The sequence below is a fragment of the Streptomyces sp. NRRL F-5122 genome, from assembly GCF_001507435.1.
GTDB classification, from domain to species: Bacteria; Actinomycetota; Actinomycetes; order Streptomycetales; family Streptomycetaceae; genus Streptomyces; species Streptomyces lannensis.
The window spans coordinates 47,685-63,279 of record NZ_LMWH01000233.1 but is presented as its reverse complement, the minus strand read 5'-3'; the positions used below and the strand labels follow the sequence as shown (position 1 = coordinate 63,279).

General features: G+C 70.9%; 5 protein-coding genes. 2 read left to right on the top strand and 3 right to left on the bottom strand.

Annotated elements, in window-relative coordinates; genetic code table 11:
* Positions 1-568: 568 nt before the first annotated feature.
* Positions 569-4,246 carry a S8 family serine peptidase gene (locus tag ADL25_RS23630; RefSeq protein ID WP_079050543.1) on the top strand — a complete coding sequence of 1,226 codons (3,678 nt, stop codon included), beginning with the start codon at positions 569-571 and terminating at the stop codon, positions 4,244-4,246.
* 119 nt (positions 4,247-4,365) lie between these two features.
* Here the strand turns inward: ADL25_RS23630 and ADL25_RS23625 are convergent, their stop codons facing one another.
* Positions 4,366-8,436, bottom strand: coding sequence for a carboxypeptidase regulatory-like domain-containing protein (locus ADL25_RS23625; protein ID WP_063805718.1), 4,071 nt, complete (start codon positions 8,434-8,436; stop codon positions 4,366-4,368).
* 544 nt (positions 8,437-8,980) lie between these two features.
* Between ADL25_RS23625 and ADL25_RS23620 the strand changes: the two genes are divergently transcribed.
* Complete coding sequence (locus tag ADL25_RS23620) at positions 8,981-13,222, top strand: carboxypeptidase regulatory-like domain-containing protein (protein WP_234381008.1); 4,242 nt, start codon at positions 8,981-8,983, stop codon at positions 13,220-13,222.
* Positions 13,223-13,271: 49 nt separating this feature from the next.
* Here ADL25_RS23620 and ADL25_RS23615 read toward each other — a convergent pair whose 3' ends face one another.
* On the bottom strand, positions 13,272-14,312 hold the full coding sequence (locus tag ADL25_RS23615; RefSeq protein WP_063805721.1) for a helix-turn-helix transcriptional regulator: 1,041 nt from the start codon (positions 14,310-14,312) through the stop codon (positions 13,272-13,274).
* Between the two features lie 380 nt (positions 14,313-14,692).
* Positions 14,693-15,415, bottom strand: coding sequence for an FAD binding domain-containing protein (locus ADL25_RS23610; protein WP_059129804.1), 723 nt, complete (start codon positions 15,413-15,415; stop codon positions 14,693-14,695).
* Positions 15,416-15,595 lie beyond the last annotated feature (180 nt).

Genomic DNA, 15,595 nt, shown 5'->3' with positions numbered 1-15,595 from the left:
CTGCGTACGGTGTCACCGAGGGGAGGCGACCGTGTTGCGCCCCGACGCCGTTGTGCCGGAATACGTGCTATTTCCCATGTCACTTCGCCGTGTCCGGCAGCACATTCCGAGTCGGAATCACTCCGCCGTTTCGCACACGTAAAAGCTTCGCGATTCACCTGATTGTCAACGTGTGCACATGGGGGAGACGCGCACACTTCGGGCCTGATCGGGGTGATGACAACCGCCCCTCATACGAGGGTAGTTGGAGCGAAAGGCCGCAATAACGGTCTGCTGCTCAAGGCCGGTCGAGGATACGCCTTACCCTCGGGCGGTTGGGAATTCAAGTACTTTACATCGCGCCTTCCCGGGTGGTCGGATTCGGTCGATCGTCGACTCTGGAGGCAATGTGGGACTCCCTTTCGCACGAAGATCCGCGGCGTCGGTTGCGGCGGCTCTTGTCGCCGCACTGATCACTCCGGCGACGGCCCACGGGGCCGTCGACCCACCGCGTTCCGCCAGCACTTCGGCCGGACACAGCGAGCCTCGGCCTGCACCGGTCAAGGTCACGTTGATCACCGGGGACGAGGTGACGGCGACTCAGGGGCCCGGCCGGGTGGGCCTCTCGGTGGACGCCGTCGAGCGCCCTCCGGGAGCCACGGGCTCGGTGCGCGTGGCTGTCGAAGACGGTGACACCTTTGTGTATCCCGACGAGGCCATGGCGTACCTCGCCGCGGGACGCCTCGACAAGCAACTCTTCGACGTCACCCAGCTGGTGGCCCAGGGATACGACGATGCGCACGCCGGCGCGCTCCCTTTGATCGTCACCCGCTCCGAAGGCTCCTCTGCCCTCAAGTCCGGCCTCTCGAAGGGCTCGTCCGACTCGTCGTCCGACAGCGCACTGCCGGGGGTGGAGACCTCGCGGGCCCTTCCGTCCGTTCGTGGGGAGGCCGTTCGCGCCCGCAGGTCGAAGGCCGCCGCCCTCTGGTCGGCCCTCACCGACGCCCGCAGGCAGGACTCCCAGCGGTCGACGGCACGCGCCGGCGCGGCCCCGGACGACGGGGACGCACCGTCCTTCACCGCCGGTATCGACAAGATCTGGCTCGACGGCAAGGCCGAGGCGGCCTTGGCCGACACGACGGCGCAGATCGGCGCTCCCTCGGCCTGGTCGGCGGGGGGCACGGGTACGGGCGTACGGGTCGCGGTGCTCGACTCCGGCGTGGACGCCACCCATCCGGACCTCGCCGACCGCATTGTGGCGTCCCGGAGTTTCGTCCAGGGCGAGGACGTCGTGGACAGGAACGGCCATGGAACGCACACGGCTTCGACCGTCGCCGGGACGGGTGCCGCGTCCGGCGGCAAGGAGCGGGGAGTCGCCCCCGGCGCCGATCTGCTGGTGGGCAAAGTCCTCGGCAACAGCGGATCGGGTCCGATATCGGGGATCATCGCGGGCATGGAGTGGGCGGCGCGGACCGAACACGCCAAAGTGATCAACATGAGCCTCGGCACACCGGCGTGGCACACCCAGGACGATCCGCTGAGCCAGGCGGTCAACCGGCTGAGTGCCGAGACGGGTGCGCTCTTCGTCATCGCCGCGGGCAACGCCGGGAACAGCCCGTACAACGTGAGCGCGCCGGGGACCGCGGACGCCGCCCTCACCGTCGGCGCGGTGGACGGGGCAGACCACCTCGCCGACTTCTCCAGCGCCGGGCCGCGCATGAACGACGACGCCCTCAAACCGGACCTGACCGCACCCGGCGTGGACGTGTCGGCGGCGCGTTCCCAGTACATGAACGACGGCGGCGAAGGCTACTACCGCTCGGACAGCGGTACTTCCATGGCGGCGCCTCATGTCGCGGGGGCAGCCGCTCTGCTGGCCCAGAAGCACCCGCAGTGGACCGGTCAGCAGCTCAAGGACGCGCTGATGGGCACCAGTGCGCCGACGCCCGCCTACAGCCCCTATCAGGCGGGCACCGGCCGGGTGGACGTGGGCACCGCGTACCGGCAGGACCAGGTCATCGCCAGTGGATCGGTGGATGCCGGACTCGTCCCCTGGTCGCCCGACCGGAAGCCGAAGCCGGTCGAGCGGCAGATCACCTACACCAACACCACCGACCGCCCCATCACGGTGCAGCTTGCGGTGGACCGCGGCGACTCGCCCGAGGGAGCGTTCGCACTGGCCGCCGACCGCGTCACGGTGCCCGCGCGCGGGACCTCGACGGTCGGCCTCGTGGCTGACCCGAGGGGGCTCGTGCCGGGGCAGTACGCCGCGCAGGTCACCGCGCGCTTCCCGGCCGGTGCCGTGCACACGGCCGTGGGGCTCTCCGTCGAGTCCGAGAAGCACGCCCTGACCGTCCATCTGAAGGACCGGGCCGGCAAGCCCGTCAGCGGCGAGGTCGAGATCACCGGTGCCGACGGGAGGACCACCGTCATGTGGGTCCCCGACGGCACGCTCACCAGCCGCTGGGCTCCCGGTTCCTACACGATCGTCTCCACGCTGGACGTGGAAGGCCGCCACGGCCCGCACTCCCTCGGATACGCGGTACTGACCGTGCCCGAACTCGACCTGAAGTCCGATCGGGACGTGGAACTCGACGCGTCGCGCATACGCCAGGTCAAGGTGGAGACACCCGAGCCCACGTCCGTCACCACCAGCAGGATCGACTTGTTCCGCTCCTTCACCTCGAGCGAGCCCACGCCCGGCGACGGACAGGCCCTGCACGAGGTCCTGATGCCCTCCGCCGCCTACGACAGCCTGTGGGCCCTGCCGACCAAGGGCAAAGTGAGGAAGGGCAGCTTCGTCTTCACCACCCGGATCCGGGCCGAACAGACTCCGTTGAGGATCGCCTACGGTGGGCGCAACCTCGACGACACGCTCCTGGTGCAGCCGGGATCCGCGCAGTTCCGGAACGGCACCGCCCATGTGGACGCCGTCTTCGCCGGAAGCGGCACTCCCGCCGACTACGTCGGACTGTCCGCCCGCGGCAAGGCCGCGGTCGTCCGCAGCAGCGCCGCCGTCGCCCCGACGGACCAGGCGGCCGCGGCGCGTGCAGCGGGGGCGGCGATGCTCCTGGTGGTCAACGACGGCGACGGCCGCAAGAGTGACTGGTACGGCGACCCGGACGGCAGGACGACCGGGCGGATCCCGGTCGCCTCGCTCACCGTGGACGACGGCGAAGACCTGATCACCAGGATCAAGGCCGCGGGCAGTAGCGGGACAAGGCTGGCAGTCGACGCCCATCCCGCGCCGAAGTACCTGTACGACCTGGCCGACTACCACCAGGGAGGGGTGCCGGACGACCCCTCCGCGGCAACCGACCCGGGCAGCCTGGCGCGCATCGAGAACGACTTCACCCCGCCCGCCGGCAAGCAGGTCATGGAAAGCCGGGAGGACAGCCCGTCGTACGAATACTGGCCGGCCGCCTATCCCTATGCCGGGTTCGGGATGACGCGCGTCCCGCCGTTCCCGAGGGAGCCGGCCGCACCGGGCCACCGTACCGACTGGGTCTCCGCCGGCAACGGCGTCAAGTGGCAGCAATACGCGAGCATCGACGGCTGGTCGACGTTCACCGACATCGCGAGCTACCGGCCACGCAGCGTGCAGAACGAACGCTGGTTCGGCCCCATCACACGGCCGCGGATGGTCAGCTTCGAGGTCCCGCACCGCGTGGGCGACGCCATGGGCGGAATGATCGCGGGATTCGGTGACGGAGGGTCCGCCCACAGCGGCGACACCGGCCTGATGTCGCGGAGCTTCTCGCTGTATCAGGGGGACAGGCTGCTGATGCAGAACGGGCCGCGGCCCGATTTGGGGGTGGGCGGCCTGGCACCGCAGCGACTCACATACCGGCTCGTCGCCGACACCGAGGGCAACGCCGACCTCACCCCCTACTCCACCACCACGCACACGGAGTGGAGTTTCGTCTCCGGCAACGCCGACGACCAGGCCATCCCGCTGGTCCAACTCGACTACGGGGCGGATCTGGACCTCGCAGGCCGGGCCAAGCGCACCTCGGCCTTCTCGGTCGAACCCGTCGTCGTCGGCAGTGGCGCCCCGGAGGACGCGGTCACCTCGCTCGAGCTCGAGGTCTCCTACGACGACGGGGCGACATGGCGGCGGCAGAGCCTGAAGGAGAAGAAGGGCTCCTGGCAGGCGCTCCTGAAGGCACCTTCCCGGGCCGATTACGTGTCCATCCGGGTCACCGCCGAGCAGCGCAACGGAGGTGGGGTCACACAGACCGTCACCCGGGCCTTCGGCCTCGAATGACCCTGTGAAGCGGATGGGCCGGTCCACGAGGACCGGCCCATCCCATGTGTTCGCACCGAGTGCCCGTCGGCGGCACTGCTCCGCGTGCCGCCGACGGAGTCCTCCCGGCGCTTTTCCCGCTACTTGCGCTTCAGGGTGAAGTTGCTGGTGACCGTCGCTCCCTTCGTGAGCTTCACCGTCGTCACGGTCGGCTGGTAGCCGTCCTTGGCGACGATGACGGTGAGGGGGTTGTTGCGGACGTCGAGCCACAGAGCGTACGTGCCGTCGGACGCCGTGGTGAGTGTGTACGTCGAGGCCCAGCTGTCGATCTGCACGGTCGCCCCGGCCAGCGGCGCGGTGCCGCCGGCGGCCGTGGCCCCGCGGACGGTACCGGTGATCTTGCCCCAGGTCTTGGGCGGGTTGACGTGCAGGCCGACCGGGACGCGCGGCACCGAGTACGGCGTGTCGGTGCCCACGGTCAGGTCGGCGGTGTAGTCACCGGGCTGGGTCACCTCGGGAACCGAGGCGTCCAGGGAGACGGTGACGGTCGTGCTCGCACCGGGCTGCAGGGTGAGTTGCTGCGTGCTCTCGTTCAGCCAGGTGACATCGCCCGACCCGGTCTGGTCGTAGCCGGGCAGCAGCTCGACCGTTGCCGTCGGGGTGCTCGGGGCGTTGCCGCCGCCGACCTTGTAGAAGCCGGGAGCGCCGCCGCCGCGGTAAGTGGCGACGTTGGGGTTGGGAAGCGCGCTCCAGGTGCCGGCCTGCGGGTCGAAGGCCTGGCTCCGGTTGGTCAGCGCGTTGTTGCTGACACCCCCGGCCAGCAGCAGTCGGCCGTTGGCCGCGGTGTAGGCCGAACCCCACTGCGTGGCCGGCATGTCCGCGAGCTGCGACCAGCTGTCCGCCCCCGGGTCGTAGACGTAGGTGTGGGCCACGTCGCTGTTGTTCGACCCCAGGCCGCCCGCGCAGTACAGGAGGCCGTCGACGGCGCCGCACGCCTCCCACGATATCGGCTCGGGATAGGCGGCGATCATGGACCAGCTGTCGGACTCGGGGTCGTAGACGCTGGCGTCCGTGGTGCCACAGGTCGTGGCGCCGCATCCGCCGATCATGTAGAGCTTGTCGTCCAGGACGGCGGTGCCGGAGCCGGCGTACGGCTTGGGCGCGGACGCGCCGGTGGTCCAGCTGTCCGCACTCGGGTCGTAGATCTCCAGCTTCGCGTCCGGTGCGCCGGTCGGGCCCCAGCCACCGGCGGCGTAGAACCTGCCGTCGATGAAGCCGTGGGCGGGATCCTCGCGGGTGTCGGACGCGCTCGCCAGCTTCGTCCAGCTGCCGGCGACCGGATCGAGGACGTACATGTCCTTGCTGTCGGCCGATCCGGTGAACCCGAAGGCCGAGTAGACCTTGCCGTCCTGGGTGCTGACAGCGTTGTCCATGATGGCCCCCGGGAAGTCCGGGGCCGCCTGCCAGGGGCCGTCGGCCGGAGCGGCGGACGGCTTGGCCGTGCTGCCCCCGCCATGGGCCTTGCTGGACAGCGCGTTGTAGTCACCCTTGACGGTCTGCAGCGCGGCGCCCTTGCCCTGCTGGGTGAAGCCGCCGGACTGCTCGCCGAGCTTGACCGTGGCGGGTGCCCCGCCGGTGTTCTTCACGGTCAGGTTCTGCGTCTTGGACCCGCCCCAGGCGACGGTGGCGGCGACGGAACCGGGAGTGACGGTGATCTTCCCGGCCTTGAGCTTGTAGTTGGCCGAGACCGTGCTGTCGGCGCCGACCTTCACCGTCTTGGTCAGCGAGGTGTACTTGGACTTGGCGGCGGTGAAGGCGTGGCTGCCGAAGGTGGTGGAGAACAGCGAGTAGAAGCCGTCGGCGAGGTTCGGGTCGTCGGGAGTGGCCACCGTGCTCGCCTGCTCGGCGGGCTTGTCCTGGCTGGTGACCGTGGCACCGACCACGCCCGAATTGGTGTTGGCGTCGGTCACGTTGCCGACGACCAGGGCGCCCGGGGTGGGCGTGACCACGCGGTCGCCGACGAAGACGTCGTCGACGGACCACCACCAGCCGAAGTGCGAGGTGAAGTGGAAGCGCAACTGCACCTCGGACTTGCCGGCGAAGTCGTCGAGGGGGACGGTGATCCGCTGGCCGGGCATGATGGACGCTCCCGCGGACCAGACCTTGGTCCAGGTAGCGCCGCCGTCGGCGGTCGCGTCGACCTCCGCGGTCTGGTTGGTGAACTGCTGGTACTGGGTGTTGAACGCCAGCTCCGGGTTGTCCTTGCCGCTGAAGTCGTAGACCGGGGTCAGCAGCGAGGTGTCCTGGGTGGCCGCACCGCCGAAGTGGTCGCTGTCGACGACCGCGAACGCCCCCTCACCGCCGGTGCCGTTGCCCCGGTTGCCGGGGTCGTCGAACTCCCAGCCGCCGGTCGTTCCGTCGGCGTTGACCACGTGCCAGCCTTCCGGTGGCGCGTCGGTGGCGTCGAAGGGCTCGGTGCTGCCGGTCTCGTGGACCTGGTACCCGGGCGTGCTGCTCGCCCATGAGTCGACGGGGACCGAGAACTGCACGGTCTCGTCGGAGTCGCCGACGTCGACCTTCTTGGTGACGGCCCGGTAGCCGGTGGTGCTCGTCGCGACGTGCAGGGTGTAGGTGTGCCCCTCGGGCAGGTCGAGGCTGTAGGCGCCGGTGGCCGGGTCGGTCCACACCGATCCCGGGACCCCGTCCGCGGTGATCTTGGCGTAGAGCGGCCAGCCGTGGCCGGAGCCGTCGACGACCTTGCCTGCGACGGTGTGGCTCGGTACGGGGGTGAGGGAGAAGCTCTTGGTCAATGTGGCACCGTCGTCAACCACGACCTTGTCGGCCGAGCCGTTGGCGTAGCCGAACGCTTCGACGGTGACGTCGTAGGTGCCGGTGGGCACCGTCAGGGAGTAGGCGCCCGTGGCGTCGGTGTGGGCGACGTTGGTGCCCGCGCTGACGGTGGCTCCGCCGACCGCCTTGCCGGTGGCGCTGTCGGTCACGCTGCCGGAGATCACGCCGTGCGGGCCGCTGCGGAACGCGGACAGACCGGCGGGGGTGCCGAGGCCGGTCGGACCGTCGTAGCCGTCGGTGCCGTTGCACAGGTACGACGGGGAGCAACTGCCGTTGCTGCCGGTGGTGATGTCGTTGATCCCGGTACCCGTCGCGTAGGGGTAGGAGTTCGGGTAGGTACCGGCGACCGGTGTGCCGGCGTCGGCGTACACCGACGCGATGATGGGCGCGGAGACGCTGGTACCGCCGTACACCGCCCAGCCGCTGTTGCCGTAGGTCTGGTAGACCGCCACGTCTTCCGCGACCGCGGAGACGTCGGCGAGCGCACGGTTGTCACAGCCGGTGTCGTGCTGGAACGCGGGCTTGGGCTCGTACAGCGAGCAGCCGGAGCCGGCGAGGTTCCAGGCGGACTCGGTCCAGCCGCGCGACGTGGACGGGGCGCGGGTCAGCGTGGTGCCGCCGACCGCGGTCACGTACTGCGAGGCCGCCGGGTAGCCGACGCCGTAGGCGTAGTCGCCCGTGGACGCGGTGATCGCGACACCCGGGTGGTTGTAGTGGGCGTCCAGCGTCGTGGTCTCGGACGGGTCCTCACCGCCCCCGCCGCGATAGTCGGAGCCGTACGAGTTGGAGACGAACTTCGCACCGAGTGCGACCGCCTCGTCGACGGCCGAGGACAGGTTCTCGAAGCTGTTGTCGTCGGCCTCGACCAGCAGGATGTGCGCGTTGGGCGCGACCGCGGAGACCATGTCGAGGTCGAGCGAGATCTCGCCGGCCCAGCCCGCATCGGGGGTGGGGTAGTCGGACCCGCCGCGCTGATCGACCTTGCTGAAGCAGCCGTTGGCCGTGGTGCAGGCCGGCAGCCCGTACTGCTCGCGGTAGACGGCGAGGTCCGCCTCGGCGTTGGGGTCGTCGAAGGCGTCCACGATGGCGACGGTCTGCCCGGCGCCACCGTCTGTGGGCAGGTTGTACGCGCTCTGCAGATCGGCGGCACCGTACCCGTTCGGGGTGTCGTCGGCCCGCATCACGCCCTTGACCGACTTCACGTCGGTGCGGCGCAGGGCGAAGCAGGAGAAGTGGCCGTGCTTCGGAACGGCGCAGGCCGGCTCGAAGAGCGGGTGTGCGTCCTTGGCCGAGGCGCTGGAGACGGAGACGGCCGCGGATCCGGCGGCCGACGCCGGTGCCTGCAGGCCGAGTACCGCCATGGCGGCGGCGCCCAGGACGGCCAGGCCGGTGGATATCGTTCGTCTGATCGGGGTTCTGGCTCTCGGTAATGTGCGCAACGTGTGACTCCCGTGCGTGCTTGCAGGGGTCGACCCGTACACAGTTCGCGGGCGACGGTGAATGAGCATTCACCGGGGGCCAATTAGCGAGACCGCTACTTCGTGTGTCAATCGGTAGCCCTCCGTGACCGGCGTGACTGACCGTCAGCGCAGAGGAGTCGTTCCTTCACCTCCGGCGCGTGATTCATAGGCGTTTCACCCGGAATGCATGGCTCCAGGTGTTCGCTGAGCGGACGCAAGACCGCCATAACGGGCGCTCGTTCACCGATATGTGTCGAGGGCGTGAACACGACACGGCGCCAAACCGCCAAGTTCCCGCATTGACCGGCCGAGGGGCCCGGTTGGACTTTTGTGCTGGTCAACACACCTCCTCTCCACATCCGGTGACCGCGCGGTCGTCACCGGACGTCCGAGTGCCGAACGATGCCGGGCCGCCCGACCCCCCATCACCCTCTGGGAGTTCTCCTTGCTGCACAGATCGCTCGCCGGGCCAGGTCGGCGCAGACCGTCACGCCGCGGCTCAGCCGTGGCCGCGGTGGCCGCCGCCGTCCTCGCCGTCCTGGTGGCACTGCTGCCCCAACAGGCCCTCGCTGCACCCTCCTCGGCGGCAACCGCCGTCTCCGCCGAGCCCGCCTGCGGCACACCCAAACCCGGCTCCTTCACGTGTTTCGCCCTGCGCCGAACCGACATCCGCGCCACGCTCGGCCTGCGCCGCGACACGGCCGGCCAGGCGGCGCCCGACGGCTACTCCCCGGCCGACCTGCGGGAGGCCTACGGGCTGCCGGCCGACGGCGGTGCCGGAGCGACGATCGCCGTCGTCGACGCCTACGACGACCCGGACGCCGAGACCGACCTCGCCGTCTACCGCCGGCAGTACGGGCTGCCCGCCTGCACCTCCGACAACGGCTGCTTCCGCAAGGTGGACGAGCACGGCGGCACCGCCTTCCCGGCCGCCGACGACGGCTGGGCCGGGGAGATCTCGCTCGACCTCGACATGGTCTCCGCGATCGCCCCGCAGGCGCACATCCTGCTCGTCGAGGCGGACAGCGCGTCCTCCGACGACCTGGGCACGGCCGAGAACACCGCGGTGTCCCTGGGCGCGCGCTACGTCTCCAACTCCTGGGGCGGCTACAGCGACGACAGCGCTCAACTGGCCTACGACGAGGCGTACTTCAACCACCCGGGAGTCGCCGTCGTCTTCAGCTCGGGTGACGACGGCTACGGCGTCAGCTACCCGGCCTCCTCGCCGTACGTGACCGCGGTGGGCGGCACCTCGCTGGTACGCGACGGCAGCGCGCGCGGCTGGGGCGAGTCGGTGTGGAACGCCACCACCGTCGACGGCGACGGCCAGCAGCACTGGGGTGCGCCCGGCTCCGGCTGCTCGGAGGTCGAGCCCAAGCCCGCCTTCCAGTCGGCCGTCGACTGCGCGGGCCGCTCGGTCGCGGACGTCAGCGCCGTCGCGGACCCGGCCACCGGTGTGGCGGTCTACAACTCCTTCTCCGACGGCGGCTGGAACGTCTACGGCGGCACCAGCGCCTCCGCACCGATCATCGCCGGCGTGTACGCGCAGGCCGGCACCCCCGTCTCCGGCACCTACCCGGCCGCCTACCCGTACCAGGCGCCCGGCGCTCTCCACGACGTGACCCGGGGCGACGACGCCAGCTGCGCGGACAGCTCGGTGTGCGGTCACGGTACGACACCCGACTGCACCCCCGCCTTCACCTGCGCCGCGCAGCCCGGCTATGACGGACCGAGCGGGCTGGGCACGCCGGACGGCACCACCGCCTTCCGCCCGGGTCCGCACGGCACCGTCTCCGGCTCCGTCACCGACGCGAGCACCGGCCGACCGGTCACCGGCGCCACGGTCGCACTCGGCGACCACCGGGCGACCACCGACGACCAGGGCGGGTACCGGCTGGACGTGCCCGCCGGTTCGTATCCGCTGACGGTCAGCGCGTTCGGCTACAAGGACGCCGACCTCGGCACGGTGCACGTGGACGACGGCGCCACGCTGACCGAGAGCGCTGCACTGATCGCAGTGCCCTCGCAGACCCTGTCCGGAACCGTCCGGGACGGCGGGCAGCACGGCTGGGGCGTCTACGCCCGGCTCACGATCGACGGTGTGCCCGGCGCGTTCTTCACCGACCCGGCCAGCGGCCGGTACTCGGTGCGGGTGCCCGACAACCGGACCTACACGCTGCACGCCACGGCGCTCTACCCCGGCTACCGGCCCGCCGACACCACCGTCACGGTGGGCTCCGCCGCGCGGACCGCCGATCTCACGCTGCCGCTCAGCACCACGGGAGCCCTGCCGCCGGGCTACGCGATGACGTACCACGGTGGTGAGGCGCAGTCCTTCCCGACCACGTCCTCACCCGACGGATGGACGGTCCGCAACAACACCGCGGCGGGCGGCTGGCAGTTCGACGACCCGCTCAACCGGGGCAACCAGACCGGTGGCACCGGCCGGTTCGCCGAGGTGGACGACTTCGCCCTGGGCTGGGCCCCCGCCGACACCGAACTCCTGAGCCCCAGCTACGACTTCAGTGCCGAGCGGGCCCCCGAGCTTCAGTTCGACACGGCGTTGCCCTCGCTGTACCGACTGGGCGACCTGACCGCCGATGTGGACGCGAGCACCGACGGCGGCGCGACCTGGACCACGCTGTGGCACCACACCGACATCGTCCCCGGACCCGCCCACCAGACGGTGCCCCTGACCGAGTACGCGGGCAAGAAGTCCGTGCGCATCAGGTTCCATTTCACCGGATCCCTCACCGGCATCTGGCAGATCGACGATGTGACCGTGGGCACCCCGACCCTGGTCACCCGGTCCGGCGGTCTGCTGGTCGGACGGATCGACGACACCAACACCGGCCACGGCGTGCTCGGCGCGACCGTCTCCGGCGCGGCGGTGCCCGCCGACAGCGGCCGCATGGTGGCCTCGCCCGGCGATCCGGCGCAGAGCGAGGGCCTGTACTGGCTGTTCTCCTCCCGCACTGGCAGCCAGAAATTCACCGCGGGCCTGCCCGGCTTCGGCTATCCGCCCGTGACCGACACGGTCAGGGTGCGGCCGGACTCCGTCACCGCGGCGGACTTCGCCCTGCGCCCGGCCCAACTGCGTTACGACGTCTCGGCGGTGGCGGCCGAGGTGCCGTGGGGCGACAGCAGGACCGTCAACGTGACGGTCCGCAACACCGGCGGTTCTGCTGCCACCCTCTCGCTCGGCGAGCAGCGTCTCGGCGGGACCCCGGTGACATCGGCCGGCGCCCCGGCCCGGCACACCAAGGCCGCACTCACCCCGAACTCGGTGCTGCGCACCGCGGCCGCGACGGCCTCCGACCCCGGCTCCCCGGCCGGTCAGGCGTGGTCCGCACTGACCGATCTGCCGACCGGCACCTTCGGAGGAATAGCCGCGGTCGACGGCGGCACCTTGTACGCCGGCCTCGGGGAGGCACCGGGCGGCCAGTGGAGCGGTGACTTCCACGCCTACGATCCGGGCACCGCGAGCTGGCGCACGCTCACCGCCCCGACCACCAAGCGGCTCGGAGCGGCGTACGGCTTCATCCGCGGCAAGCTGTACGTCACCGGCGGCCGCGACGCCTCGGGCGCGCCCATCGCGGGCGGCGAGGTCTACGATCCGGCATCCGACTCGTGGTCGCAGACAGCCGACGCGCCCAAGGCGTACGGCGCCGCCGGTTCGGTGGTGCTCGGCGACCGGCTGTATGTGATCGGCGGCTGCGACCGGATCAACTGCGGCGTCAACGATGTCCAGGTCTACGACCCGGCGACCGACACCTGGTCGGCCGGGGCGCCGTACCCGGAGCCGATCTCGTATCCGGTGTGCGGCGCCGCAGACGGCGTGGCCTACTGCACGGGCGGCGCCTATGAGCCCGACGGCCGTGCCCCGCAGGACACCGACCACACGTATGCCCTGGACCCGGCGACCGGAGCCTGGCACCGGGTGGCCGACGCTCCGGCCGACCTCTGGGGCGCCACCGGGACGGCGGCAGACGGTGAACTGCTGGTCGCCGGGGGTTTCCAGGTGAGCGCAGGCGCGCTGACCAACGAGGCGCACGCCTACGACCCGGCCACGGACACGTGGTCGGCGCTGCCCAATGTGGCCGAGCCGGTGCTGGGCGCGCAGTCGGCACCCGGCTGGTTCGCGGTCGGCGGCATGAACGCCTACAGCGTGCCGCAGTCGGCCGTGCACGAACTGCCGGGCTGGGACCGGGCGCACGGCGATGTGCCGTGGCTCGCGGAGTCCGCGGGGAAGCTGACCGTCAAGGCGCACGGGTCGGCGAAGGTGCGGCTGACCCTGGACGCGGGGGCGATGACCGCCGCCGACGACGGCGGTCATCGGGCCGCGCTCGTCGTCGACAGCGACACCCCGTACGGCGCGGTGTCGCTGCCGGTCACCATGACGGTGGTGCCGCCCGCGGGCTGGGGCCGGCTGACCGGGACCGTGACGGGTACGAAGGCCGACGGCACCGCGGCGCCGCTGGCCGGGGCCACGGTCGACATCGACGCCCCGAACGGCGGTCTGACCGTGGCCACGGGTCTGGACGGCACGTACTCCGTGTGGCTGCCGGCCAAGGGCGGCCCGGTGGGCGTGATCGTGTCGGCGGACGGCTACCGGCCCGCGACGCGATCGGTCCGGCTGGTGAAGGAGGGAGCGGTCACGGCGGACTTCCGTCTGCAGGAGAGGTGAGACGGGGCCGGCCGGGGTGTACCCGGCCGGCCGTCCCGCGCACCGGGGTTCACGTGCCGGCGAGCCCGGGTTCGCCGCTCACCGCCAGGCCGGCGGACCGCTCTCCGGGTTCAGGCCGCCACCAGCCGCGGCTGGCGGCGAGCACACCCGCCTGGAACCTGCTCGCCGCCCCCAGCCGGCCGAGCAGCGCCTGCACCCGGCGCTGCACCGTGCGGTAGCCGATCCCGAGCTGGCGGGCGATCGCCTCGTCCGACATTCCCATGGCCAGCAGCGAGATGATCCGCCGCTCCTCGTCGTTGATGAACTCGTCCGGGCCGATGGACGCGGTCTCTCCGGGCATGTAGGGCTGGGCCTGCTCCCACAACGACTCGAAGAGGGTGGACAGCGCGTCCAGCAGGGCCGAGGGATGGACCAGAATGCACGCGTCCAGGATCTGCGGGGTGGCCAGCAGCGGGATCAGGGCCGCCTGGTCGTCCGCGATGATCAGCTTCATCGGGGCCTCGGGCAGGAACCTCACCTCCTCGCCGGCCGCGATGTCGATCTCCACCCGTGCCACGGAACCGGGCATGCTGAGGGTGTCACGGGCATGGATGAAGCGGCTGCGCACATTGCGTCCGGCGATGGCGGTGGCGGAGTTGACGCGTTCGCCGTCGCTCGCCTGAGCGTAGGGAGGGGCGTCGATGCCGCGGATCTCCCGCTCGGCACGGTTGAACAACTGCTGTCCGCAGCGGGCGACACCGTCGCGGCCGGTGACGACCTCGATCAGTGCGGTCGAGTCGCGGCTGCGGCGCGCCTCGTGGTGCCGCTCGGTGAGTCGCTCGCTCAGCGCGCGTACCCGGTGGATGTCCCGCTCACGAGCCAGCAGGAGGACTTCCAGGGCGTGTTCGGGCGGTAGCGCCGTGTATGAGGGCGGGCTGCCCGGCAGCCGGGATATCAGGCCGCCGTCCTCCAGTCGCACCAGGGCGGCGTCGGCCACGTCGGGCTCGATTCCGGTTCGGCGGCACAGCTCCTCGACGGACAGCGGCGGGTTGTCGACCAGGATGAAATACAGTGCCTCGGCAGGCTGGTCCAGCCCGAGAACTTCCAGCATGGTCACCTCCGACCACAAAGTAGCCCGCGGCACCTGGGTGATTGAACCACTGACGATCATTGGTCACATTGTTGGAACATCCGATGTTCGGGTGGCGTGCCTCATCTGCCGGGGTGAAGTGGGCGGATAAGGGGCGGACACGACCGAAGTACCTCCGACCACTGGCGAGTGGCGAAGACGTCATGGGATTGCAGCGAGGGACGCAGGGCGGCCCGGTGTGTCGAGCACGGCGGATCTGCCGGTGTCGGCGGCCCATTGGGCTCGCGGGTGAGTGGCGGGCCCTTCGGCGGCCGGGTGCGGCGAACCGGCCCAGTGACCCGCGGCGTTGCTGTTCCCGCCTTGAGATGCGGGACGACGTCCTACCGCCCTTGCCGGCGGTCTCAGCGGTCGTCGGTGCGCGCCAGGATGTCGGTGACCTGTCGGCCGACCGCCTCCCGGACCGGTGATCGCAGCGCGCTCATGTCCGCGCCCTCCAGAGTGTGCAGAGCGTGTTCGGCGTCTGCCGCGTGCGCGGTGCTCCCGCTGAACACCTCGTAGCCGTCGCGGACGGCGACACGGAGGAGCTTTCCGCCCTCACCGTCGGCGTGCACAGCGGTCGCGACGACCAGCGGAGGTGGCCCGCCCGCCTCACCGGACTGCTTGTGGAAGGAACTGGCGAGCGGCGTACGCCACTTCAGACCGAGGAGCAGCAGACGCTTGGCCACGACCTCGTCCAGGTCCGTCTCATGGACCGTGTCTGCCCCCAGTGTGACCGCCCGGGCGTCCAGGACGAGCGCGGCGGGCAGAAGGCAGCGCAGTGCGCTGCCGACGATGTTGCCGCCGACGGTGGCCGCGCGGCGCACGGCTCCGGTGCCGACACTGGCGGCTGCCTGCCGCAGTGCCTCCGGCACGCGCTCGTCGATCTGATGCAGTACCACGGCCGAACCCAGCGCGGTGGCTTCGATCGCGTTGGCCTGCGGCAGATTGCGCAGGGACATGGCCTGCTGGGGAAAGCCGTCCCGCTGCCAGGTGGCCCACACGAGTGTCGCCCCACCGATGGGCACCGCTCCCTGGGCTATGCACTCCTGCGCTTCGGGCAGGGACGTGGGCAGGTGCAGCAGCACGGCAGTCGACCTTTCCTGGAGGGTGGTCGGTCGGGGGCCACCGCATGATCGCCGACATTGGGCATTCTTCAGCCGGATGGGGGAGCGTGTACAGGGGGCAATCAGGCACTCCGCGCGCCGTCGACGACTCAATCGATCGCGGGCGGGCGGGGGAACTTGGGGGCGTGCGCCGGGTGGAGG

What these genes read in the sequence shown, in the direction of transcription:
- ADL25_RS23625 (WP_063805718.1), bottom strand. Translation starts at nt 8,436, where the DNA reads ATGGCGGTACTCGGCCTGCAGGCACCGGCGTCGGCCGCCGGATCCGCG.
- ADL25_RS23615 (WP_063805721.1), bottom strand. Translation starts at nt 14,312, where the DNA reads ATGCTGGAAGTTCTCGGGCTGGACCAGCCTGCCGAGGCACTGTATTTC.